This is a genomic window from Pseudomonas sp. FG-3G, assembly GCF_901007645.1.
Lineage (GTDB): Bacteria > Pseudomonadota > Gammaproteobacteria > Pseudomonadales > Pseudomonadaceae > Aquipseudomonas > Aquipseudomonas rhizophila.
On record NZ_CAAKGZ010000013.1, the window covers coordinates 25,315 to 49,589 of the forward strand.

Below are 24,275 nucleotides of genomic sequence, written 5' to 3' on the forward strand. Positions count from 1 at the left end.
GTGCGAGCTTGCTCGCGATAGCGGTGTGTCTGCTTGCATCCATGTTGAATGTAGCGCCGTCATCGCGAGCAAGCTCGCTCCCACAGGAGTGCGTCGGCATTCAATCGAGCAACGAAATCGCTGTCGGCGCATCGTTGCCCACCAGCGCCAGGTCTTCGAATTCGTTGACGGCGTTGATCTCGGTGCCCATGGAAATGTTGGTCACCCGTTCCAGGATGATCTCGACGATCACCGGCACCTTGAATTCTTCGATCAACTCCTGGGCCTTGCGCAGCGCCGGCTGGATGCCGGACGGTTCGAACACCCGCAGCGCCTTGCAACCCAGGCCCTCGGCCACGGCGACGTGGTCCACGCCATAACCGTTGAGTTCCGGGGCGTTGAGGTTGTCGAAGGACAGTTGCACGCAATAGTCCATGTCGAACCCGCGCTGGGCCTGGCGGATCAACCCCAGGTAGGAGTTGTTCACCACCACGTGGATGTACGGCAGCTTGAACTGCGCGCCTACCGCCAGCTCTTCGATCATGAACTGGAAGTCATAGTCGCCCGACAACGCCACGACCTTGCGGCTCGGGTCGGCCTTGACCACCCCCAGTGCCGCCGGAATGGTCCAGCCCAACGGGCCGGCCTGGCCGCAGTTGATCCAGTGGCGCGGTTTGTAGACGTGCAGGAACTGCGCCCCGGCGATCTGCGACAGCCCGATGGTGCTGACGTAGCAGGTGTCCTTGCCGAAGACCTGGTTCATTTCTTCGTACACACGCTGGGGCTTGACCGGTACGTTGTCGAAGTGAGTCTTGCGCTGCAGGCTGGCCTTGCGCTGTTGGCAATCCTGCAGCCAGGCGCTGCGGTTTTTCAGTTTGCCGGCGGCTTGCCATTCGCGGGCGACTTCGATGAACGCCGTCAGTGCCGAAGCGGCGTCGGACACAATGCCCAGGTCGGGGGTAAACACACGGCCGATCTGGGTCGGCTCGATGTCCAAATGAATGAAGGTGCGGCCTTCGGTGTAGACATCCACCGAACCGGTGTGGCGGTTGGCCCAGCGGTTGCCGATACCCAGCACCACGTCCGATTTGAGCAGCGTCGCATTGCCATAGCGGTGGGAGGTTTGCAGGCCGACCATGCCGACCATCAGCGGGTGATCGTCAGGGATGGTGCCCCAGCCCATCAAGGTAGGGATGACTGGGATGCCGGTCAGCTCAGCGAACTCCACCAGCAGCTCACTGGCATCGGCGTTGATGATCCCGCCGCCGGCCACCAGCAAGGGGCGCTCGGCCTGATCGAGCATGGCCAGGGCCTTTTCGATCTGTACGCGGTTGGCGGCGGGTTTGGCCAGGGGCAGCGGTTGGTAGGCGTCGATGTCGAACTCGATCTCGGCCATCTGCACGTCGAACGGCAGGTCGATCAACACCGGGCCCGGTCGGCCGGAGCGCATCTCAAAGAAGGCTTTCTGGAAAGCGTACGGCACCTGGCCCGGTTCCAGAACGGTGGTGGCCCACTTGGTCACCGGTTTGACGATGCTGGTGATATCCACAGCCTGGAAATCTTCCTTGTGCAGGCGGGCGCGGGGCGCTTGGCCGGTGATGCACAGGATCGGGATCGAGTCGGCCGAAGCGCTGTAGAGCCCCGTCACCATGTCGGTCCCCGCCGGCCCCGAGGTGCCGATGCACACGCCAATGTTACCGGCCTTGGTGCGGGTGTAGCCCTCGGCCATGTGGGAGGCGCCTTCAACGTGGCGAGCGAGGACATGATCGATGCCACCCACCTTTTGCAGGGCAGAGTACAGCGGGTTGATCGCGGCACCCGGGATGCCGAAGGCGGTGTCCACGCCTTCACGGCGCATCACCAGAACGGCGGCTTCGATTGCTCTCATTTTGCTCATGATTTTGTGCCTCTTACGTTTTGTAATTGTATACAAGTGGCTTTGCGTTGAGTGTATTCACGGTGGACGGCGCAGGTCAATCCATTTTCTCAAGCACCTGTTTCATTCGTCGGAAGGCCGTAAATGCTGTGGCTTTTCGTCGATAAGGTTACGTTGTTGGATTTATTGTATACAAAAAATATTATCATTGTGTTCTATTGTTTGCGTCTGGTTTTGCCAAAGGCAATGCCAGGAACGCTTCCCACAACAAAAAAAGGACAGCACCCATGAGCGCTTTAACCTTGAAAGTCGCCGTCAGCCTGACGGGGCAAGCCCTTGCCGCAGGCCGTGAAATCAGCGCTGCACCGCTGACCATTGCGGTCCTGGACAGCGGCGGCCATCTGATTGCCTTGCAACGCGAAGACGGCGCGAGCCTGCTTCGCCCTCAGATCGCCATCGGCAAGGCCTGGGGCGCCATCGCCCTGGGCAAAGGCTCGCGCCTGCTGGCCCAGGACGCCCAACAACGCCCGGCGTTCTTTGCCGCTTTGAATGGGTTGGGCCAAGGCAACGTCGTACCGGCCCCGGGTGGGGTGTTGATCAGGGATCAGGAGGGGAGGGTGCTGGGGGCGATTGGTGTCAGTGGGGATGTTTCGGATGTGGATGAGCAGGTGGCGATCAGGGCCGTGGAGGCGCTGCAGTTGAGGGCGGATGTCGGGGTGGTTGCTTGATTTTGTGGTGAATGGACTGGCGTCATCGCGAGCAAGCTCGCTCCCACAGGGGTTGATGTTGGACACATAATGTCTGAACACCGCAAACCCTGTGTGGGAGCGAGCTTGCTCGCGATGATGACCTCCCAGACACATCCAGCCAAGAGTCTGCCCGGTATTCAAAATCCACTGATCTAGCCTTTGATGACCTGATCATTGGAGAGGCGAAGGAATGCCTGATTTACCTGCTTCACATCGCTTGCGTACTGGCCGTTACGGTGAGTTGAATCGAATCTATTTATTGACCTCTAACACGGCTGAGCGAAAGCCGATTTTTCAGGATTTCGCTTTAGGCAGGTTGGTCGTTGAACAGTTTCGATGTGCCCAGGATGAGGGATGGGCGAAGTCACTGGCTTGGGTGGTCATGCCTGATCATTTCCATTGGTTGATTGAATTGCAGCAAAGCCCGTTGAATGAGTTGATGCAAAAAACCAAGTCCTTGAGTGCTCGGGCGGTGAACATATCCACAGGGCAGAGAGGTCGCCTTTGGCAACCGGGATACCATGACCGCGCACTGCGGCGGGAAGAAGAGTTGATCATAATGGCGCGCTATGTCGTCGCTAACCCGTTGCGGGCAGGTCTCGTGAAGCGGCTTGGCGATTATCCGCTGTGGGATGCCATTTGGCTTTGACTTGAAATCGAGCTGTCTTCAATCGCGAGCAAGCTCGCTCCCACAAGGGATTCAGGTTTGCTAGCAGAACCTATATTCACAACAAAACCTGTGGGAGCGAGCTTGCTCGCGATAAAGGCAACTCGATCTATCAGCCTGGCTCACACCCCTTCAACACCAACCGAATAATCGTCTGCGCCGCCGCTTCATAATCCGCTTCATCGAGCTTCACCTTGCCGGTCACGGCGCTGATCTGCCAGTCGAAATCGGCATAGGTCTGGGTGGCCGCCCAGATGCTGAACATCAGGTGGTTGGGGTCGATGGGGGCGATCTGGCCGCGGTCGATCCAGGTCTGGATGCAGTCGATGTTGTGCCGGGCCTGGGCGTTGAGTTGTTCCACCAGGTCGGCGCTCAGGTGCGGGGCGCCGTGCATGATTTCGCTGGCGAAGACTTTTGAGGCGAAGGGCAGGTCGCGGGAGATGCGGATCTTGGAGCGGATGTAGTGGCTCAGCACTTCGCCGGGCACGCCGTCCGCGTTGAACGGGGTCGAGGCCTGGAGGATTGGCTCGATGATACTTTCCAGCACCTCGCGGTAGAGGTTTTCCTTGGACTTGAAATAGTAGTAGACGTTGGGTTTTGGCAGGCCCGCCTTGGCCGCGATATCGCTGGTTTTGGTCGCCGCGAAGCCCTTGTCGGCAAACTCTTCGCTGGCGGCACGCAGGATCAGTTCTTTGTTGCGCTCGCGGATAGTGCTCATAAACCCAGGGGTTCCTTGCCTGTTCTGGCGGTTGCGCATGGTAGCACCGGCCTCGCGAAGCGCTCAAGAATGCCCCGCGGCCACGTCGGGCGCGCTATGCTGCGCAGCATTATTGTTCAAGGAGTTCCTCCATGGCCGGAAGCAGTTTGCTGTTACTGATCGACGATATCGCCACGGTGCTCGACGATGTTGCATTGATGACCAAGATGGCCGCCAAGAAAACCGCCGGCGTGCTCGGCGATGACCTGGCGCTCAATGCCCAGCAGGTGTCAGGCGTGCGTGCCGAGCGGGAAATACCGGTGGTCTGGGCGGTGGCCAAGGGGTCGTTCATCAACAAACTGATCCTGGTGCCGTCGGCGTTGGCCATCAGCGCTTTCGTGCCCTGGCTGGTGACGCCACTGCTGATGGTGGGGGGCGCCTACCTGTGCTTCGAAGGGTTCGAGAAACTGGCCCACAAGTTCCTTCACAGCAAGGCGCAAGACCAGGCCGAGCATGCGCAACTGGTCGAGGCCGTGGCGAATCCGGCGGTCGATCTGGTGGCCTTCGAAAAGGACAAGATCAAAGGTGCGATACGCACCGACTTCATCCTCTCGGCGGAAATCATCGCCATCACCCTCGGCACCGTCGCTGATGCACCGCTGACCCAGCAGGTGATCGTGCTGTCGGGTATCGCCATCGTCATGACCGTCGGCGTCTATGGTTTGGTGGCCGGGATCGTCAAGCTCGATGATCTGGGGTTGTGGCTGACGCAGAAGCCGGGGCAACTGGCCAAGAGCGTCGGTGGCGCCATCCTGCGCGCCGCGCCCTACATGATGAAAGGCCTGTCGGTGATCGGCACGGCGGCGATGTTCCTGGTGGGCGGCGGCATCCTGACCCATGGCGTGCCGGTGGTGCATCACTGGATCGAAGGTGTGACGGCCAGTGCTGGCGGCGCCGGGTTCATTGTGCCGTTGTTGCTTAATGCGGTGGCCGGGATTGTGGCGGGGGCGCTGGTGTTGGCGGGTGTGATGGTGGTGGGCAAGGTTTGGAAAGCGCTGAAAAGCTGAATCTGACAACACATGACAACTGTGGGAGCGAGCCTGCTCGCGATAGCGGTCTACCAGCCAACATAAATGTTGAATGGCAGGCCCTCATCGCGAGCAGGCTCGCTCCCACAGTGGGTTTTGGGGTGGCCGGGAGTTACTCGGCAATCTGCAACTTGCGCGACTCGGTATACACGTAACGCACCTTCTCATATTCGAATGGCGAGTTCAGTTGGCCATAGCGGAAGCTGGTCTGGTGGCGCTTGTCCACGGCGCGCAGGAGCAGCAGTTCCGGGTGGTTGCCGCTGACTTCTGAAACGTTGAGGAAGTTGATCGCCGATTCAGCCGTGTAGTCCACCAGCAATCCCGAGGTGTCGCGAAGGTTCGAAGGGCCGAAGATCGGCAGTACGAAATACGCACCGCCGGGCACGCCATAGAAGCCCAGGGTCTGACCGAAGTCTTCGCTCTGGCGCGGCAGGCCCATGGCGGTGGCCGGGTCCCACAGGCCGGCGATGCCGACGGTGGTGTTGAGCAGCAGGCGTGCCGTGGTTTCCATCGAACGCTTGCCCTTGAATTGCAGCAGGCTGTTCATCAGGTTCGGCACGTCTCCCAGGTTATTGAAGAAGTTGCTCACCCCGGTGCGCAGGAAGCCTGGCGTGATGTAACGGTAACCATCGACGACTGGCAGGAAGACCCACTGATCGAATCGATAATTGAAGTGGTAAACGCGGCGGTTCCAGGACTCCAGCGGGTCATAGACGTTCAGGGCGTTGAGGGTCGAGCGTTCGAACTCGCGCTGGTCCAGCCCGGGGTTGAACTTGAGCTTGCTCAACGGTTCCTTGAAACCGTCGGAGTCCACCACCACAGGCGCGTTGGCCTTGCTGTTATCGGCGTGGACCATGCCAGCACTCATTAACGCGGCGATAAGCAGGAGATATTTAGCCACGGAAGAACTCCAGCATGGCGTCGCTGTTGACGCGGTAGTTTAGGTTGCCGCAGTGGCCGCCCAATGGGTAAACCGTCAGGCGGTCGCCAAAGGTCTTGCGCAAGAAGCCCAGATCGCCCGGGCCGAGGATGACGTCGTCGGCGTTGTGCATGACGGCAATCTTCGGACTGTCGTGCAGGTAATCCTTGAGCGCATAAAGGCTGACCTGATCGATCAGTTGCAACAGGCTGCCGCCGTCGGTGCGCGCGCGCCACATCGGAATCACCTGCTCGGTGAGATAGCAGTCGAAATCGCATTGCAACGCGCGCTTGAGGAACGGCGTCAGGCTGGTGCTTTCGGTAATCGGGAATTTGGGCGGGATGATCAGGCCGCGACGGTTGATCAGGTCCGAGGTGAATGCAATGTCGGCCGCCGAGAAGCGGAACGAAGTGCCGATCAGCATCGCCATCTGCTCGTTGGTCAGGTGCTGCTTGGACTGCTGGAAGTCATAGAGCAGGGCATCGTTGAGATCGATGTAGCCTTTTTGCTGAAAGTAACGAGTCAGCTTGTTGAGCACCAATTCATAAAAAGTGGTGGTGTTGTTGATGCCCTTGACCTCGGTCTGGACCAGTTTGTCCAGGTTGGTGATCGAGGTGTAGAGGTTGACCGGCGGGTTGAGCAGCAGCACTTTCTTGAAGTTGAAGCTGCGTCGGGTTTCATCCAGATGCGCGACGAAAGCCGCGTCCAGGGCGCCGAGGCTGTAGCCGGTGAGGTAATACTCGGTCACGGGCAACTTGGGGTTCTGCGCGCGCACGGCCTGCATCACCCGGTACATGTCTTCGGCGTCTTCCTTGGTGATGCCGGGTGTGGCGAAGCGCGAAGCGGCACTCATGAAGTCAAAGCTGGTGGGCGACGACAGCTGCACCACGTGGTAACCGGCCTTGTAATAGAGGCGCTTGAGGTATTCGTTGAGGCTGCTGTCGTATCGTGCGCCGGTGCCAGCGATCAGGAAGATCAGCGGCGCGGGCTTGTCCTGGGTCGCCATGCGGTAGGTGAGGCTTTTCACCGGCCAGAAATTGTCTGGCAGGATGAACTCGCGTTCCGGGCGCAGGGTCAGGCTGTGGTCCGCCTGGTCGATATCTTCGATCGGGGGCAGTTCCGGGCGCAGGTCCGGTGGCGTAGTGGCGATGGTCGCCTCGAACGGGTTGGTCAAGGGGTAGCCATAGCTGGCGGCATCGATGTCCACCGCCAGCGCGGACGCACTCAGAATAAGGCCGCCGGCGAAGGCAGCGAAGCGCAAGGAATGGAGCATGACTGGATCCCTTAAAGGAAGATGCCGATTGAAGTTCGCAGGCTATGACCGCCGAAGTGAAGCCAAGTGCCATGATTGGCACAAAACAGGCACAAACGGGGCGCGATAGTAGCGCGAAGATACACGGTCACGCGTGGTAGCGGCTAGTTATCTGGCGGTTTGCCGAATTCGGGCGTGACCGGCAGGAGAGCATTTTTGTTGGCCCGAATGGCGCAGGCAGGTAGCTGGCGTTCTGATGTCGTTTCTCGTTGCTTCAACGTCGCAGGCAGAGCAGGTTCCAGATCGGCGCAGGTTGATGATCAACGAGTCAGTACTCCACTGACGTTCGAACCGGTTTTGCAGGCGAGCGTGATGGGGGCGCTGTGCACCATAACAATACGTTGACGCCGCTCGGCATCCGTCGGGCGCAGCACTTTCGGGGAAGTAACGATGAGAATGCGACGACTCTTGGGCGCAGGTGCCGCACTGGTACTGGCGATCAGCTCCACACTGGCCACCGCCGAAACCAAAACCCTGAGCATCGGTTATGTCGATGGCTGGTCCGACAGCGTCGCGACCACCCATGTGGCGGCCGAAGTCATCAAGCAGAAACTGGGCTATGACGTGAAGCTGCAAGCGGTTGCGACCGGGATCATGTGGCAAGGCGTAGCCACTGGCAAACTCGACGCGATGCTCTCGGCCTGGCTGCCGGTGACCCATGGCGACTACTGGACCAAGAACAAGGATCAGGTGGTCGATTACGGTCCGAACTTCAAGGATGCAAAAATCGGCCTGATCGTGCCGGAGTACGTCAAGGCCCAGTCCGTGGCCGACCTCAAGACCGATGACAGCTTCAAGAACCGCATTGTCGGTATCGACGCCGGTTCAGGTGTCATGATCAAGACCGAGCAGGCCATCAAGGATTACGACCTGACCGGGTATCAACTCAAGGCCAGTTCCGGCGCCGGCATGATTGCCGAGCTGACCCGTGCCGAGAAGAAAAAAGAATCCATCGCCGTCACCGGTTGGGTGCCGCACTGGATGTTCGCCAAGTGGAAACTGCGCTTCCTGGAAGACCCGAAAGGCGTTTACGGCGCGGCTGAAACCGTGAACAGCATCGGCAGCAAGGAGCTGGACACCAAGGCGCCGGAAGTGGTCGCGTTCCTGAAGAAGTTCCAGTGGAACTCGAAAGACGAAATCGGCGAGGTCATGCTGGCGATTCAGGAAGGCGCCAAGCCGGACGCCGCTGCCAAGGATTGGGTTGCCAAGCACCCGGATCGCGTGGCCGAGTGGATCAAGTAATCGACTTGGTCTGACTGTTCCGAAAGCCGCATGACTGTCTGTCATGCGGTTTTTTTGTGCCCGAAATTCCTGGATTCCCCACAATCCCCTTGTGGGAGCGAGCTTGCTCGCGATAGCGGTACATCTGCTTGCATCCATGTTGAATGTAGCGCCTCCATCGCGAGCAAGCTCGCTCCCACAGGAGGGCAATTGTGAAAGTGTGCGGGAAACCGGCAGCACCGTCATGTCGTTCTAATACTAAGGTCGTCTGGAACCTGGCCTTCAGCCGCATAGAGTAGAGCTGTTCCAATTAAATCTGTGCTGCGAGGATAAAAACAATGAACGACAGCATTTACCTCTCGATTCAAAACAGCCCGCGCTTCAAGGAGCTGGTGAGAAAAAGAGAAAAGTTCGCCTGGATTCTCTCGGCGATCATGCTTGGGTTGTATTCAGGCTTCATTCTTCTGATTGCCTACGGGCCGCATGTTCTCGGGGCCAAGATTTCGCCCGAGTCCACCATTACCTGGGGTATCCCCATAGGTGTCGGCCTGATCGTCTCGGCCTTCATCCTGACCGGTATCTACGTGCGACGCGCCAACGGTGAGTTCGACGATCTGAACAATGCGATTCTCAAGGAGGCTCAGCAATGATCCGGCGTCTAATGGCTCTGTTGAGCATCGCAGCTTTCGCACCGGGGGCCTGGGCGGCTGAAGCCCTGACCGGTGCCGTGCAGAAACAACCGCTTAACGTTTCGGCCATTGTCATGTTCGTGGCTTTCGTTGGCGCGACCTTGTGCATTACCTACTGGGCGTCCAAGCGCAACAACTCGGCAGCCGACTACTATGCTGCGGGCGGGCGGATCACCGGTTTCCAGAACGGCCTGGCGATTGCCGGTGACTACATGTCGGCGGCGTCCTTCCTGGGGATTTCCGCGCTGGTGTTCACGTCTGGCTACGACGGTCTGATCTACTCCATCGGCTTTTTGGTCGGCTGGCCGATCATTCTGTTCCTGATCGCCGAGCGCCTGCGTAACCTGGGTAAATACACCTTTGCCGACGTGGCGTCCTACCGCCTGGGGCAAACCCAGATCCGCACCTTGTCTGCCAGCGGCTCGCTGGTCGTGGTGGCGTTCTACCTGATCGCGCAGATGGTGGGTGCCGGTAAGCTGATCCAGCTGCTGTTCGGCCTGGATTATCACGTTGCGGTGATTCTGGTCGGTATCCTGATGTGCCTCTACGTGCTGTTCGGCGGCATGCTGGCCACTACCTGGGTACAGATCATCAAGGCGGTGCTGTTGCTGTCGGGCGCTTCGTTCATGGCGCTGATGGTCATGAAGCACGTCAACTTCGACTTCAACATGCTGTTCTCCGAGGCGGTCAAGGTTCACGCCAAGGGTGAAGCGATCATGAGCCCTGGTGGCCTGGTCAAGGATCCGATCTCGGCGTTCTCCCTGGGTCTGGCGCTGATGTTCGGTACCGCTGGCCTGCCGCACATTCTGATGCGCTTCTTCACCGTAAGTGACGCCAAGGAAGCTCGCAAGAGCGTGCTGTACGCCACTGGCTTCATCGGTTACTTCTACATCCTGACCTTCATCATCGGCTTCGGCGCGATCCTGCTGGTCAGCACCAACCCGGCCTTCAAGGACGCGGCAGGTGCCTTGCTGGGTGGCAACAACATGGCGGCGGTGCACCTGGCTGACGCGGTGGGTGGCAGCATCTTCCTGGGCTTTATCTCGGCCGTAGCCTTTGCCACCATCCTGGCGGTAGTGGCGGGTCTGACCCTGGCCGGTGCCTCGGCGGTGTCCCATGACCTGTATGCCAGTGTCGTCAAGAAAGGCAAAGCCAACGAAAAGGATGAGATCCGCGTGTCGAAGATCACCACCATCGCCCTGGCGGTGCTGGCGATCGGCCTGGGCATCCTGTTCGAGAAGCAGAACATCGCGTTCATGGTGGGCCTGGCGTTCTCCATCGCGGCAAGCTGCAACTTCCCGGTACTGCTGCTCTCGATGTACTGGAAGAAACTGACCACCCGTGGCGCCATGATTGGCGGCTGGCTGGGCCTGGTCAGTGCCGTGGGCCTGATGGTGCTCGGTCCGACCATCTGGGTGCAGATCCTGGGGCACGAGAAGGCGATCTTCCCGTATGAATACCCTGCGCTGTTCTCGATGGCCATTGCCTTCGTCGGCATCTGGTTCTTCTCCGTCACCGACAAGTCGGCTGAAGGCGTGAACGAGCGTGCACTGTTCTTCCCGCAGTTTGTGCGTTCGCAGACTGGCCTGGGGGCGAGTGGGGCGGTTAACCATTGATGTAGCGAGAAGTGCTTGAAGAAATACCCCGGTCGAGAGGCTGGGGTATTTTTTTGTGTTGGGTTTAAGGGGCCGGCCGGCCGCCAATCGCGAGCAGGCTCGCTCCCACAGGGGAGTGCATTTCCATGTGGGAGCGAGCCTGCTCGCGATGACGCCGGACCGGGCGAAGAAGATGGGGAGGGGCACAAACAAAACAGCCCCTGCTCTTATATAAGAAGCAGGGGCTGTTTCGGTGCAGCTCAAGACCTCATTGCAAGGCAGGTCTTACTTGCGGTCTTCCAGCTGGGTGATGTCACGCGACTCGTAGCCGGTGTACAACTGGCGCGGGCGGCCGATCTTGTACGGGCTGGAGAGCATTTCCTTCCAGTGGGAGATCCAGCCCACGGTCCGCGCCAGGGCGAAGATCACGGTGAACATGCTGGTTGGAATGCCGATCGCCTTGAGGATGATCCCCGAGTAGAAGTCGACGTTCGGGTACAGCGAGCGTTCGATGAAGTACGGGTCGGTCAGGGCGATCTCTTCCAGGCGCATGGCCAGTTCGAGTTGCGGATCGTTCTTGATCCCCAGTTCCTTGAGCACTTCGTCGCAAGTCTGCTTCATGACGGTGGCGCGCGGGTCGCGGTTCTTGTAGACCCGGTGACCGAAGCCCATCAGCTTGAACGGATCGTTCTTGTCCTTGGCCTTGGCGATGAACTTGTCGATGTTCGAGACATCGCCGATTTCATCGAGCATGGTCAGTACCGCTTCGTTGGCACCGCCGTGGGCCGGGCCCCAGAGTGCGGCGATACCGGCGGCGATACAGGCGAACGGGTTGGCACCCGAGGAGCCTGCCAGGCGCACGGTGGACGTGGAGGCGTTCTGCTCGTGGTCGGCGTGGAGGATGAAGATCCGGTCCATGGCCTTGGCGAGCACCGGGCTGATCGGTTTGATCTCGCACGGGGTGTTGAACATCATATGCAGGAAGTTTTCTGCATAAGTCAGGTCATTGCGTGGGTACATCATGGGCTGACCCATGGAGTACTTGTAGACCATGGCTGCCAGGGTTGGCATCTTGGCCACCAGGCGGATCGCGGAGATTTCGCGGTGCTGGGGGTTATTGATGTCCAGGGAGTCGTGGTAGAAGGCCGAGAGGGCGCCGACAACGCCGCACATGACGGCCATCGGGTGGGCATCGCGACGGAAGCCGTTGAAGAAGGTCTTCAACTGTTCGTGAACCATGGTGTGGTTCTTCACGGTGCTGACGAACTGGGCCTTTTGCTCTGCGGTTGGCAGCTCGCCGTTGAGCAGCAGGTAGCAGGTTTCCAGGTAGTCCGACTTTTCAGCCAGTTGTTCGATCGGGTAGCCGCGGTGCAGCAGGATGCCGTTGTCGCCGTCGATATAGGTGATTTTCGACTCGCACGAAGCGGTCGACATGAAACCCGGGTCAAAGGTGAAACGGCCCGTGGCCGTCAGGCCCCGTACGTCGATTACATCGGGACCAACGGTGCCGGTTAAAATGGGCAGCTCGACGGGGGCTGCGCCCTCGATGATCAACTGCGCTTTTTTGTCAGCCATGTGGCCTCCTATTAATGCTTGGAATCATCAGACAGACCCCCCACGCAGGGCCCGCACCACTATAGTGAGATAAATTCGAATGTCAATTTGCCTAAAGTCTTGCTCCAGAAGGCTTTAACCTGACTTTTTCCGCGAAATTGCCTGCCGTTTACGCCTTTTGCTTCATATGTGCAATGCGCTATTAGGGGAAGGTGAACGCGTTGTCATTAGTAGCCTAACTGTCTATACTCGGCCACCGACCGCCAGGGGCTTTTGGGCCTGCTTTCTTGGGGGTCGTCACTCCCTGGGTGGTGAGTACCTGACCAGTGCGCGCCCCAACAACTTTGCCCTGATTGTTAGGGGCTCTTCAGTGTGAAAAAAAGCCGTGAAAAGCCAACGACCTGTAAACCTAGACCTAAGGACCATCAAACTCCCAGTCACTGCTTACACGTCCATTCTTCACCGTATCTCCGGTGTCATTCTCTTCGTCAGCCTGGCCATCATGCTTTATGCATTGGACAAGTCGCTCGACTCGGAAGAAGGCTTCGGTCAGGTGAAAGCGTGTCTGACCAGTCCGCTAGCCAAGCTAGTGATTTGGGGCATCCTGTCCGCCTTGCTGTATCACCTGGTTGCCGGTGTGCGCCACTTGATCATGGACATGGGCATCGGTGAGACGCTGGAAGGCGGCAAGCTGGGCTCGAAAATCGTTATCGCCGTTTCCGTGGTGGTAATCGTTCTGGCAGGAGTCTGGATATGGTAACCAACGTCACGAACCTTTCCCGTTCGGGCCTCTATGACTGGATGGCGCAGCGTGTGTCTGCGGTCGTTCTCGCGGCTTACTTCATTTTCCTGATCGGATATGTCGTAGCAAACCCTGGCCTTGGCTATGCCCAATGGCACGAACTGTTCGCAAACAACTGGATGCGTATCTTCAGTCTGCTGTCGCTTGTCGCACTGGGCGCTCACGCCTGGGTCGGCATGTGGACCATCGCGACCGACTACCTGACGCCGATGGCGTTCGGCAAGTCGGCGACTGCCGTACGTTTCCTCTTCCAGGCAGTATGCGGCGTCGCGATGTTTGCGTACTTCGTCTGGGGTGTGCAGATTCTTTGGGGTATCTGATTCATGGCTAACATTCCTACGATTTCTTTCGACGCCATCATTATTGGTGGCGGCGGTGCCGGCATGCGCGCTGCGCTGCAACTGGCACAGGGCGGTCACAAGACTGCCGTGATCACCAAGGTTTTCCCGACCCGTTCGCACACTGTTTCCGCCCAGGGCGGCATCACCTGTGCCATCGCTTCGGCTGACCCGAACGATGACTGGCGCTGGCACATGTACGATACCGTCAAGGGTTCCGACTACATCGGTGACCAGGACGCTATCGAATACATGTGTCAGGAAGGTCCTGCCGCGGTTTTCGAACTGGACCACATGGGCCTGCCGTTCTCGCGTACCGAAACCGGCCGTATCTACCAGCGTCCGTTCGGCGGTCAGTCCAAGGACTACGGCAAGGGCGGCCAGGCTGCGCGTACTTGCGCGGCGTCCGACCGTACCGGTCACGCACTGCTGCACACCCTTTATCAGGGCAACCTGAAAGCCGGTACCACGTTCCTGAACGAGTACTACGCCGTTGACCTGGTGAAAAACCAGGATGGCGCCTTCGTCGGTGTGATCGCGATCTGCATCGAAACCGGCGAAACCACCTACATCCGCGCCAAGGCTACCGTGTTGGCGACTGGCGGTGCCGGCCGTATCTACGCGTCCACCACCAACGCCCTGATCAACACCGGTGACGGTGTCGGCATGGCGCTGCGTGCTGGCGTGCCGGTACAAGACATCGAAATGTGGCAGTTCCACCCGACCGGCATCGCCGGCGCCGGTGTACTGGTCACCGAAGGTTGCCGCGGTGAAGGCGGTTACCTGATCAACAAGCACGGCGAGCGTTTCATGGAGCGTTATGCTCCGAACGCCAAAGACCTTGCCGGTCGCGACGTAGTTGCCCGTTCGATGGTGAAAGAAATCATCGCCGGCAACGGTTGCGGTCCGAATGGCGACCACGTGATGCTCAAGCTCGACCACCTGGGCGAGGAAGTGCTGCACAGCCGTCTGCCAGGCATTTGCGAACTGTCGAAGACCTTCGCTCACGTCGACCCTGTCGTTGCGCCGGTTCCAGTAGTTCCAACCTGCCACTATATGATGGGCGGCGTTGCCACCAACATTCACGGCCAGGCGATCACCCAGAACGCCGAAGGCGTGGACGAAATCATCCCTGGCCTGTTCGCAGTGGGTGAAGTGGCTTGCGTATCGGTTCACGGTGCCAACCGTCTGGGCGGCAACTCGCTGCTCGACCTGGTGGTATTCGGTCGCGCTGCCGGCCTGCACCTGGAAAAAGCGCTGACCGAGGGTATCGAGTATGACGATGCCACCGACGCCAACATCGAAGCCGCCCTGGCGCGTCTGTCCGCTCTGAATGAGCGTACCGAAGGCGAAGACGTGGCGACCCTGCGTCGCGAGCTGCAAAACTGCATGCAAAACTACTTCGGTGTGTTCCGTACCGGCGAGTACATGCAGAAGGGTATCGCTCAGCTGGCTCAATTGCGTGAACGAATCGCCAACGTGAAGATCAACGATAAGTCGCAGGCGTTTAACACTGCACGTATCGAAGCGCTGGAACTGCAGAACCTGCTGGAAGTGGCCGAAGCCACCGCCATCGCGGCAGAAGTGCGCAAAGAGTCCCGTGGTGCCCATGCCCGCGAAGACTTTGAAGACCGTGATGACGAAAACTGGTTGTGCCACACCTTGTTCTTCCCGGGTGAAAAACGTGTCGCCAAGCGTGCGGTGAACTTCTCGCCGAAGACCGTTCCGACGTTTGAACCCAAGATCCGGACTTACTAAGGGTGGCCGCCATGTTGCAAGTCAGTGTTTATCGCTACAACCCTGATCAGGACGCCGCGCCGTTCATGCAGGATTTCCAGGTCGATACCGGTGGTAAAGACCTGATGGTGCTGGACGTGCTGGCCCTGATCAAAGAGCAGGACGAAGGTTTTTCCTACCGTCGTTCCTGCCGCGAGGGCGTTTGCGGCTCCGACGGCATGAACATCAACGGCAAGAACGGCCTGGCGTGCATCACGCCGCTGTCCGCCGTGGTCAAGGGCAACAAGCTGATCGTTCGTCCGCTGCCAGGTTTGCCGGTTATTCGTGACCTGGTCGTCGATATGAGCATCTTCTACAAGCAATACGAGAAGGTGAAGCCATTCCTGCAGAACGATTCGCCGGCTCCGGCCATCGAACGTCTGCAGTCCCCGGAAGAGCGTGAAAAGCTCGACGGTCTGTACGAGTGCATCCTGTGCGCCTGCTGCTCGACCTCGTGCCCATCCTTCTGGTGGAACCCGGACAAATTCCTGGGCCCGGCCGCTCTGCTGCAAGCGTATCGCTTCCTGGCAGACAGCCGCGACACCAAGACGTCCGAGCGTCTGGCTGCACTGGATGACCCGTTCAGCGTATTCCGCTGCCGCGGGATCATGAACTGCGTCAACGTCTGCCCGAAAGGCCTGAACCCGACTAAGGCCATCGGTCACGTACGTAACATGCTGCTGCAAAGCGGCGTGTGATTCAGCTGCTGTACCCGTAGAACCGCTGTACCCGTACAGGTCGGGGCGTGGGCTTCAACCCGCGTCCTGGCTATAACCAGAACCGCCGCTCACAAAGCGGCAGTTCTTATTTTGAAGAAATGAGACAAGCAGGGGCATCCGGGCTGGTACCCGGACTATCAGCGTGATCCTAAGTGGCTTGTTTTGGTCGCTGCATTCGGACTTCTGCAAGTTTGCTCGGTGTTTTCGCCGATGGTGTTCCCCAAATCGAGGGTGACCAAGCATGCAAGAAAGCGTGATGCAGCGCATGTGGAACAGTGCCCACCTCTCCGGTGGTAACGCTGCCTATGTGGAAGAGCTCTACGAGCTCTACCTGCACGACCCTAACGCTGTGCCAGAAGAGTGGCGCACCTACTTTCAGAAGTTGCCGGCTGACGGTAACTCTGCCACTGATGTTTCGCACTCGACAATTCGCGATCATTTCGTGCTGCTGGCAAAGAACCAGCGCCGCGCTCAACCGGTGTCTGCCGGCAGCGTGAGCAGTGAGCACGAGAAGAAGCAAGTTGAAGTGCTGCGACTGATCCAGGCCTACCGGATGCGCGGCCACCAGGCAGCCCAGCTGGACCCGCTGGGGCTGTGGCAGCGTCCTGCACCTGCAGACCTGTCGATCACTCATTACGGCTTGACCAATGCCGATCTTGATACGACCTTCCGTGCCGGCGACCTGTTCATCGGCAAAGAGGAAGCGAGCCTACGCGAAATTCACGAAGCGTTGCAGCAGACATATTGCCGCACCATCGGTGCCGAATTTACGCACATCGTCGATTCCGAGCAGCGCCAGTGGTTCCAGCAGCGTCTGGAAAGCGTTCGTGGCCGTCCGACCTTCTCCGCTGACGTCAAGAGCCACTTGCTCGAGCGCGTCACTGCCGCCGAAGGCCTGGAAAAGTACCTGGGCACCAAATACCCGGGCACCAAGCGTTTCGGCCTGGAAGGTGGCGAAAGCCTGATCCCGCTGCTGGACGAACTGATCCAGCGCTCCGGTTCCTACGGCACCAAGGAAGTCGTCATCGGCATGGCCCACCGCGGCCGTCTGAACGTGCTGGTCAACACCTTCGGCAAGAACCCGCGCGAGCTGTTCGACGAGTTCGAAGGCAAGAAGAAGGTCGAGCTGGGCTCCGGTGACGTCAAGTATCACCAGGGTTTCTCGTCCAACGTGATGACCACCGGTGGCGAAGTTCACCTGGCGATGGCCTTCAACCCGTCCCACCTGGAAATCGTTTCTCCGGTGGTCGAGGGTTCGGTCCGTGCCCGTCAGGATCGTCGCAACGACCCGACTGGCGAAAAAGTCCTGCCGATTTCCATCCACGGTGACGCTGCATTCGCAGGTCAGGGCGTGGTCATGGAAACCTTCCAGATGTCGCAGACTCGCGGCTTCAAGACCGGCGGTACCATTCACCTGGTGATCAACAACCAGGTCGGCTTCACCATCAGCAACCCGGAAGACTCGCGTTCCACCGAGTACTGCACCGACGTTGCGAAGATGATCCAGGCACCGATTCTCCATGTGAATGGCGATGACCCGGAAGCCGTGCTGTTCGTGACCCAGTTGGCCATTGACTACCGCATGCAGTACAAGCGTGACGTGGTGATCGACCTGGTCTGCTACCGTCGTCGCGGCCACAACGAGGCCGACGAGCCAAGCGGCACCCAGCCTCTGATGTACCAGCAGATCGCCAAGCAGCGCACCACCCGTGAGCTGTATGCCGAGCGCCTGACCCAGAGCGGTGTGCTGGACGCTGAGCGCGTCCAGGAAAAAGTCGATGAATATCGTAATGCCCTGGACAATGGCCTGCATGTTGTAAAAAGCCTGGTCAAAGAGCCGAACAAAGAGCTGTTCGTGGACTGGCGCCCGTACCTGGGCCATGCCTGGACCGCTCGTCACGACACCCGTTTTGATCTCAAGACCTTGCAGGAACTGTCCGCCAAGCTGCTGGAAATTCCGGAAGGCTTCGTGGTCCAGCGTCAGGTCGCGAAAATCTACGAAGACCGGCAGAAGATGCAAGCCGGCGGCCTGCCGATCAACTGGGGTTATGCCGAAACCATGGCATACGCGACCCTGGCGTTCGAAGGTCACCCTGTGCGCATCACCGGCCAGGACGTAGGCCGCGGCACTTTCTCGCACCGTCACGCAGCGCTGCACAACCAGAAAGACGCCAGCACCTACATCCCGCTGCAACACCTGTACAAAGGCCAGCCACGTTTCGACCTGTACGACTCGCTGCTGTCCGAAGAAGCCGTCCTGGCGTTCGAATATGGCTACTCCACCACCGAGCCGAATGCGCTGGTGATCTGGGAAGCCCAGTTCGGCGACTTCGCCAACGGTGCCCAGGTGGTTGTCGACCAGTTCATCACCAGCGGCGAGCACAAGTGGGGCCGTCTCTGCGGTCTGACCATGCTGTTGCCACACGGTTATGAAGGGCAGGGGCCGGAGCACTCTTCGGCACGTCTGGAGCGTTACCTGCAGCTGTGCGCCGAGCACAACATCCAGGTGTGCGTACCGACGACCCCGGCTCAGATCTACCACTTGCTGCGCCGTCAGGTGATTCGCCCGCTGCGCAAGCCGCTTGTAGTGCTGACACCGAAGTCATTGCTGCGTCACAAGCTGGCGATCTCGACTCTGGAAGATCTGGCCGAAGGCTCGTTCCAGACCGTTATCCCGGAAATCGACGCTCAGGATCCGGCCAACGTCGGTCGCGTGGTTCTGTGCAGCGGCAAGGTCTATTACGACTTGCTGGAAAAACGCCGTGCCGAAGGCCGTGACGATATCGCCATCGTGCGTCTCGAGCAGCTGTACCCGTTCCCGGAGGACGACCTGGTCGAAATCCTGGCTCCGTACAAAAACCTGAAGCACATCGTCTGGTGCCAGGAAGAGCCGATGAACCAGGGTGCGTGGTACTGCAGCCAACATCACATGCGCCGCATCATCAGCGCTCACGACAAGTCGCTCGTACTTGAGTACGCCGGCCGTGACGCTTCTGCTGCACCTGCTTGTGGTTATGCATCGATGCACGCCGAGCAGCAGGAACAACTGCTGCAAGATGCCTTTACCGTTTAATGCCTTCGCGCACCTGAAACCGAATTTAAGGAACCACAGATAATGGCTATCGAGATCAAAGCCCCCACTTTCCCGGAATCGGTTGCCGATGGCACGATTGCCACCTGGCACAAAAAACCGGGCGACGCGGTCAAGCGCGACGAACTGATCGTCGACATCGAAACCGACAAAGTTGTCCTGGAAGTGTTGGCCGAAGCTGACGGCGTCCTGGGCGCCATCATCAAGAACGAAGGCGACACCGTACTGTCGGCCGAAGTGCTGGGCTCCATCGAAGCGGGCGGCGCTGCTGCCGCTGCTCCGGCTGCCGCCGCCGCACCGGCCGCCGCTCAGGCTGCTGCTCCTGCCGCTGGCGGCGAAGACGATCCAGTCGCCGCTCCTGCTGCTCGCAAGCTGGCTGAAGAGAATGGCATCAACATCGCTTCCGTTGCCGGCACCGGCAAGGGTGGTCGTGTGACCAAGGAAGACGTGGTTGCAGCGGTTGCCGCCAAGAAAGCCGCTCCGGCCGCTGCGCCGGCCAAGGCTGCCGCGCCTGCCGCTGCCGCTCCGGTGTTCGCTGCCGGTGATCGCGTTGAAAAACGCGTTCCGATGACCCGCCTGCGCGCCAAGGTTGCCGAGCGTCTGGTTGAAGCCCAGTCGAACATGGCGATGCTGACCACCTTCAACGAAGTCGACATGACCGAAGTCATGGCCCTGCGTTCGAAGTACAAGGACCTGTTCGAGAAGAGCCACAACGGCGTACGCCTGGGCTTCATGTCGTTCTTCGTCAAGGCTGCCACTGAAGCACTCAAGCGCTTCCCGGCCGTCAACGCGTCGATCGACGGTTCCGACATCGTTTACCACGGTTACGCCGACATCGGTGTTGCGGTCTCCAGCGACCGTGGCCTGGTGGTTCCGGTCCTGCGTAACGCCGAACTGATGAGCCTGGCTGAAATCGAAGGCGGCATCGCCACCTTCGGCAAGAAAGCCCGTGACGGCAAGCTGTCCATCGAAGAGATGACCGGCGGTACGTTCACCATCACCAACGGTGGTACATTCGGTTCGATGATGTCGACCCCGATCGTCAACCCGCCACAAGCGGCGATCCTGGGCATGCACAACATCCTGCAACGCCCGATGGCGATCAATGGTCAGGTCGTGATTCGTCCGATGATGTACCTGGCATTGTCCTACGATCACCGTCTGATCGACGGTAAAGAAGCCGTGACTTTCCTGGTAACCATCAAGAACCTGCTTGAAGATCCGGCTCGTCTGCTGCTGGATATCTGATTCGCCGCAAGGGCCGGTCGGTTGACCGGCCTCTTGCTGAAATAACCGGTTTCGTCCCACGACGGTCTCCACAAGTGACCGTCCGGTTTGATTCGAGAAGGAATGACTCATGACTCAGAAATTCGACGTGGTAGTGATTGGTGCGGGCCCTGGCGGCTACGTAGCGGCCATCAAGGCTGCGCAACTGGGCCTCACCACTGCCTGCATCGAGAAATACACCGACAAGGAGGGCAAACTGGCCCTCGGCGGTACTTGCCTGAACGTCGGTTGCATTCCGTCCAAGGCGCTGCTGGACAGCTCCTGGAAGTTCCATGAAGCGCAGGATGGCTTGGCCATCCACGGCATTGGCGGTGTCAACCGCGAAAACGTCACCATTGACGTACCTGCCATGGTTGGTCGCAAGGCCAACATCGTCAAAGGCCTGACCTCTGGCGTTGCCACCCTGTTCAAGGCCAATGGCGTGACCTCGATCCAGGGCCACGGCAAGCTGCTGATGGGCAAGAAGGTCGAAGTGACCAAGCCAGACGGTTCGGTTGAAGTGATCGAAGCCGAGAACGTCATCCTGGCACCGGGCTCGCGTCCGATCGACATTCCGCCGGCTCCGGTGGACCAGAACGTGATCGTCGATTCGACCGGCGCTCTGGAGTTCCAATCCGTACCAAAACGCCTGGGCGTGATCGGCGCGGGTGTTATCGGTCTGGAGCTGGGTTCGGTCTGGTCGCGCCTGGGCGCGCAAGTAACCGTCCTCGAAGCACTGGACACCTTCCTGATGGCCGCCGATGCCGCGGTTTCCAAGGAAGCGCTGAAAACCCTGACCAAGCAAGGCCTGGACATCAAGCTGGGCGCTCGCGTGACCGGCTCCAAGGTCAACGGCGAAGAAGTCGTGGTGAACTACACCGACGCCAACGGCGAACAGACCATCACCTTCGACAAACTGATCGTTGCGGTTGGCCGTCGCCCAGTGACCACTGACCTGCTGTCCGCCGATTGCGGCGTGACCCTCGATGAGCGCGGCTTCATCGCGGTTGACGAGCAATGCGCAACCGACGTTCCGGGTGTCTACGCCATCGGTGACGTGGTACGCGGCATGATGCTGGCGCACAAAGCGTCCGAGGAAGGCATCATGGTGGTCGAGCGCATCAAGGGCCACAAAGCCCAGATCAATTACGACCTGATCCCGTCGGTTATCTACACCCACCCGGAAATCGCATGGGTTGGCAAGACCGAGCAAACCTTGAAAAACGAAGGTGTTGAAGTTAACGTCGGCACCTTCCCGTTTGCAGCCTCCGGCCGTGCCATGGCAGCCAACGATACCGGTGGTTTCGTGAAAGTCATCGCTGATGCCAAGACGGATCGCGTATTGGGCGTTCACGTGATTGGCCCAAGCGCTGCCGAGCTGGTACAGCAAGGCGCGATCGGCATGGAATTCGGCACCAGCGCTGAAGATCTGGGCATGATGGTCTTCTCCCATCCGACCCTGTCCGAAGCCTTGCACGAAGCGGCCCTGGCCGTAAATGGCGGTGCCATCCACGTGGCCAACCGCAAAAAGCGTTAATAGACAATAAGAAACCACGGCGGTATGGCCCGTCGTGAGCCTTGCGAGCAAGACTCACCGCGGAATATCCGCTGGACGCAGCCTTGCGTAGCGGCACCGGTCAACCGGAACGCTACGCAAGCAGCAGTCACAGGTGGTGCGGCACCATAACGGTGCAGCACCGAATGCGCAGTACCTAACGAAGACGGTAATAAGCATGAATCTTCACGAGTATCAGGGTAAGCAGCTGTTCGCTGAGTACGGCCTGCCAGTATCCACCGGCTACGCGGTAGACACCCCGGAAGCGGCAGCAGAAGCTTGCGACAAAATCGGCGGCAGCGAATGGGTTGTCAAAGCCCAGGTTCACGCCGGTGGTCGCGGTAAAGCGGGCGGCGTCAAGCTGGTTCGCAGCAAAGAAGACGCCAAAGCCTTCGCACAGCAGTGGCTGGGCAAGCGTCTGGTGACCTACCAGACTGACGCCAACGGTCAGCCAGTCACCAAGATCCTGGTTGAATCGTGCACTGATATCGCTAAAGAGCTGTACCTGGGCGCTGTCGTTGACCGTTCGAGCCGCCGTATCGTGTTCATGGCTTCCACCGAAGGTGGCGTGGACATCGAGAAAATCGCTCACGATACCCCTGAGAAAATCCTCAAGGCCACCATCGATCCACTGGTTGGCGCCCAGCCATTCCAGGGTCGTGAGCTGGCATTCCAGCTGGGCCTGGAAGGCAAGCAGGTCACTCAGTTCGCCAAGATCTTCGTAGGCCTGGCCAAGCTGTTCCAGGACCACGACCTGGCGCTGCTGGAAGTGAACCCGCTGGTGATCAAGGCCGACGGCGATCTGCACTGCCTCGATGCCAAGATCAACATCGACGCCAACGCCATGTACCGTCAGCCTAAGCTGAAGACTTTCCACGATCCGTCGCAAGACGATCCGCGCGAAGCGCACGCTGCCAAGTTCGAACTGAACTACGTGGCCCTGGAAGGCAACATCGGCTGCATGGTCAACGGTGCTGGCCTGGCCATGGGTACCATGGACATCGTCAACCTGCATGGCGGCAAGCCAGCCAACTTCCTCGACGTGGGCGGTGGTGCTACCAAGGAACGCGTAACCGAAGCGTTCAAGATCATCCTGTCCGACACTAACGTCGCTGCAGTACTGGTCAACATCTTCGGCGGCATCGTTCGTTGCGACATGATTGCCGAAGGCATCATCGGCGCCGTGAAAGAAGTCGGCGTGAAAATCCCGGTTGTTGTTCGCCTCGAAGGCAACAACGCTGAGCTGGGCGCTAAAGTACTGGCAGAAAGCGGTTTGAACATCATCGCTGCTACCAGCCTGACCGACGCTGCTCAACAAGTCGTTAAAGCTGCGGAGGGCAAATAATGAGCGTCCTGATCAATAAAGACACCAAGGTTATCTGCCAGGGTATTACCGGTTCGCAAGGTAGTTTCCACACCCAGCAAGCTCTGGAATACGGCACCAAGATGGTTGGTGGCGTAACGCCGGGCAAAGGCGGCACCGAACACCTGGGCCTGCCTGTCTTCAACACCGTCAAAGACGCTGTTGCTGCCACTGGCGCTACCGCCAGCGTGATCTACGTTCCAGCTCCTTTCTGCAAGGATTCCATCCTTGAAGCAGCGTTCGGCGGCATCAAGCTGATCGTCTGCATCACCGAAGGCATCCCGACCATCGACATGCTGGAAGCCAAGGTCAAGTGCGACGAGCTGGGTATCACCCTGATCGGCCCTAACTGCCCAGGCGTGATCACTCCAGGCGAATGCAAGATCGGCATCATGCCAGGTCACATTCACTTGCCAGGCAAGGTCGGTATCGTTTCCCGTTCCGGCACCCTGACTTACGAAGCCGTCAAGCAGACCACTGACGCCGGTTTCGGTCAGTCGACTTGCGTCGGCATCGGCGGTGACCCGATCCCGGGCTCCAACTTCATCGACATCCTGAAGCTGTTCCAGGAAGACCCGAAGACCGAAGCGATCGTCATGATCGGTGAGATCGGCGGTTCGGCTGAAGAAGAAGCGGCTGCCTACATCAAGGCTAACGTGACCAAGCCGGTTGTTTCCTACATCGCGGGTGTGACTGCTCCTCCGGGCAAGCGCATGGGCCATGCTGGCGCAATCATCTCTGGCGGCAAAGGCACTGCGGACGAGAAATTCGCCGCTCTGCAAGACGCAGGCGTGAAAACCGTGCGTTCGCTGGCAGACATCGGCAAGGCCCTGGCCGAGCTGACTGGCTGGGAAATGAAGAAGTAAGCTTCGGCTGACTTTTTTGTTCCAGCAACAAAGGCCACCTTCGGGTGGCCTTTGTCGTTTTCGGATGAGGGAATTGCAATCAGCAACCCATTTAGATGCAAAAACGCGACACGGAAATGTCGTGCATCGGATAGTTCGCCCCCTAACAGTGCG

20 protein-coding genes are annotated in these 24,275 nt (G+C 59.2%); 15 read left to right on the forward strand and 5 right to left on the reverse strand.

What is annotated here, in order from left to right:
* Window positions 1–100: 100 nt before the first annotated feature.
* Window positions 101–1,876, reverse strand: a complete 1,776-nt coding sequence (gene gcl, locus PSEUDOMOFG3G_RS06140; RefSeq protein WP_139049428.1) for a glyoxylate carboligase — start codon at window positions 1,874–1,876, stop codon at window positions 101–103.
* A 266-nt stretch (window positions 1,877–2,142) separates the two neighbouring features.
* Between gcl and PSEUDOMOFG3G_RS06145 the strand changes: the two genes are divergently transcribed.
* Window positions 2,143–2,583, forward strand: coding sequence for a heme-binding protein (locus PSEUDOMOFG3G_RS06145; RefSeq protein ID WP_139049429.1), 441 nt, complete (start codon window positions 2,143–2,145; stop codon window positions 2,581–2,583).
* A 211-nt stretch (window positions 2,584–2,794) separates the two neighbouring features.
* Window positions 2,795–3,253, forward strand: coding sequence for a transposase (locus tag PSEUDOMOFG3G_RS06150; RefSeq protein WP_139049430.1), 459 nt, complete (start codon window positions 2,795–2,797; stop codon window positions 3,251–3,253).
* A gap of 130 nt (window positions 3,254–3,383) precedes the next feature.
* Here PSEUDOMOFG3G_RS06150 and PSEUDOMOFG3G_RS06155 read toward each other — a convergent pair whose 3' ends face one another.
* Entirely contained in the window at window positions 3,384–3,989 is a 606-nt protein-coding gene (locus PSEUDOMOFG3G_RS06155; protein WP_139049431.1) for a TetR/AcrR family transcriptional regulator, read from the reverse strand.
* Between the two features lie 131 nt (window positions 3,990–4,120).
* Between PSEUDOMOFG3G_RS06155 and PSEUDOMOFG3G_RS06160 the strand changes: the two genes are divergently transcribed.
* A complete protein-coding gene (locus PSEUDOMOFG3G_RS06160; protein WP_047229603.1) occupies window positions 4,121–5,035 on the forward strand; it encodes a DUF808 domain-containing protein in 915 nt (304 codons plus the stop codon).
* Between the two features lie 133 nt (window positions 5,036–5,168).
* On the opposite strand, the gene PSEUDOMOFG3G_RS06165 is transcribed toward PSEUDOMOFG3G_RS06160, so the two are convergent.
* A complete protein-coding gene (locus tag PSEUDOMOFG3G_RS06165; protein ID WP_076383809.1) occupies window positions 5,169–5,957 on the reverse strand; it encodes a VacJ family lipoprotein in 789 nt (262 codons plus the stop codon).
* Window positions 5,950–7,248 carry a serine/threonine protein kinase gene (locus tag PSEUDOMOFG3G_RS06170; protein ID WP_107321775.1) on the reverse strand — a complete coding sequence of 433 codons (1,299 nt, stop codon included), beginning with the start codon at window positions 7,246–7,248 and terminating at the stop codon, window positions 5,950–5,952. The genes PSEUDOMOFG3G_RS06165 and PSEUDOMOFG3G_RS06170 overlap by 8 nt, the downstream gene beginning before the upstream one ends.
* Before the next feature lie 429 nt (window positions 7,249–7,677).
* Here PSEUDOMOFG3G_RS06170 and PSEUDOMOFG3G_RS06175 point away from each other — a divergent pair, with 429 nt between their 5' ends.
* From PSEUDOMOFG3G_RS06175 to PSEUDOMOFG3G_RS06185, 3 genes are all read left to right on the forward strand, one after another.
* A complete protein-coding gene (locus PSEUDOMOFG3G_RS06175) occupies window positions 7,678–8,529 on the forward strand; it encodes a glycine betaine ABC transporter substrate-binding protein (RefSeq protein WP_139049432.1) in 852 nt (283 codons plus the stop codon).
* A 317-nt stretch (window positions 8,530–8,846) separates the two neighbouring features.
* A complete protein-coding gene (locus PSEUDOMOFG3G_RS06180) occupies window positions 8,847–9,158 on the forward strand; it encodes a DUF485 domain-containing protein (protein WP_047229599.1) in 312 nt (103 codons plus the stop codon).
* Window positions 9,155–10,813, forward strand: a complete 1,659-nt coding sequence (locus PSEUDOMOFG3G_RS06185) for a cation acetate symporter (protein ID WP_047229598.1) — start codon at window positions 9,155–9,157, stop codon at window positions 10,811–10,813. The genes PSEUDOMOFG3G_RS06180 and PSEUDOMOFG3G_RS06185 overlap by 4 nt, the downstream gene beginning before the upstream one ends.
* A gap of 264 nt (window positions 10,814–11,077) precedes the next feature.
* Here the strand turns inward: PSEUDOMOFG3G_RS06185 and gltA are convergent, their stop codons facing one another.
* Window positions 11,078–12,367, reverse strand: a complete 1,290-nt coding sequence (gltA, locus tag PSEUDOMOFG3G_RS06190; protein ID WP_003204440.1) for a citrate synthase — start codon at window positions 12,365–12,367, stop codon at window positions 11,078–11,080.
* Window positions 12,368–12,731: 364 nt separating this feature from the next.
* On the opposite strand from gltA, the gene sdhC reads away from it, so the two are divergent.
* The 9 genes from sdhC (at window position 12,732) to sucD (ending at window position 24,122) form a co-directional block, all read left to right on the forward strand.
* Window positions 12,732–13,106, forward strand: a complete 375-nt coding sequence (sdhC, locus tag PSEUDOMOFG3G_RS06195) for a succinate dehydrogenase, cytochrome b556 subunit (protein WP_024780620.1) — start codon at window positions 12,732–12,734, stop codon at window positions 13,104–13,106.
* A complete protein-coding gene (gene sdhD / locus PSEUDOMOFG3G_RS06200; protein WP_047230490.1) occupies window positions 13,100–13,468 on the forward strand; it encodes a succinate dehydrogenase, hydrophobic membrane anchor protein in 369 nt (122 codons plus the stop codon). The genes sdhC and sdhD overlap by 7 nt, the downstream gene beginning before the upstream one ends.
* A 3-nt stretch (window positions 13,469–13,471) precedes the next feature.
* Window positions 13,472–15,244, forward strand: coding sequence for a succinate dehydrogenase flavoprotein subunit (sdhA, locus tag PSEUDOMOFG3G_RS06205; protein WP_047230489.1), 1,773 nt, complete (start codon window positions 13,472–13,474; stop codon window positions 15,242–15,244).
* A gap of 11 nt (window positions 15,245–15,255) precedes the next feature.
* A complete protein-coding gene (locus PSEUDOMOFG3G_RS06210) occupies window positions 15,256–15,960 on the forward strand; it encodes a succinate dehydrogenase iron-sulfur subunit (protein ID WP_047230491.1) in 705 nt (234 codons plus the stop codon).
* A 262-nt stretch (window positions 15,961–16,222) separates the two neighbouring features.
* Window positions 16,223–19,054, forward strand: coding sequence for a 2-oxoglutarate dehydrogenase E1 component (locus PSEUDOMOFG3G_RS06215; protein ID WP_047230488.1), 2,832 nt, complete (start codon window positions 16,223–16,225; stop codon window positions 19,052–19,054).
* Between the two features lie 42 nt (window positions 19,055–19,096).
* Window positions 19,097–20,320, forward strand: a complete 1,224-nt coding sequence (odhB, locus tag PSEUDOMOFG3G_RS06220) for a 2-oxoglutarate dehydrogenase complex dihydrolipoyllysine-residue succinyltransferase (protein WP_139049433.1) — start codon at window positions 19,097–19,099, stop codon at window positions 20,318–20,320.
* A gap of 109 nt (window positions 20,321–20,429) precedes the next feature.
* On the forward strand, window positions 20,430–21,875 hold the full coding sequence (lpdA, locus tag PSEUDOMOFG3G_RS06225) for a dihydrolipoyl dehydrogenase (protein WP_139049434.1): 1,446 nt from the start codon (window positions 20,430–20,432) through the stop codon (window positions 21,873–21,875).
* Window positions 21,876–22,071: 196 nt separating this feature from the next.
* The gene (gene sucC, locus PSEUDOMOFG3G_RS06230) at window positions 22,072–23,238 is read left to right on the forward strand and encodes an ADP-forming succinate--CoA ligase subunit beta (RefSeq protein ID WP_003179235.1); all 1,167 of its coding nucleotides are present in this window, start codon (window positions 22,072–22,074) and stop codon (window positions 23,236–23,238) included.
* Window positions 23,238–24,122, forward strand: a complete 885-nt coding sequence (sucD, locus tag PSEUDOMOFG3G_RS06235) for a succinate--CoA ligase subunit alpha (RefSeq protein ID WP_014339581.1) — start codon at window positions 23,238–23,240, stop codon at window positions 24,120–24,122. The genes sucC and sucD overlap by 1 nt, the downstream gene beginning before the upstream one ends.
* The last annotated feature ends 153 nt before the right edge of the window (window positions 24,123–24,275 follow it).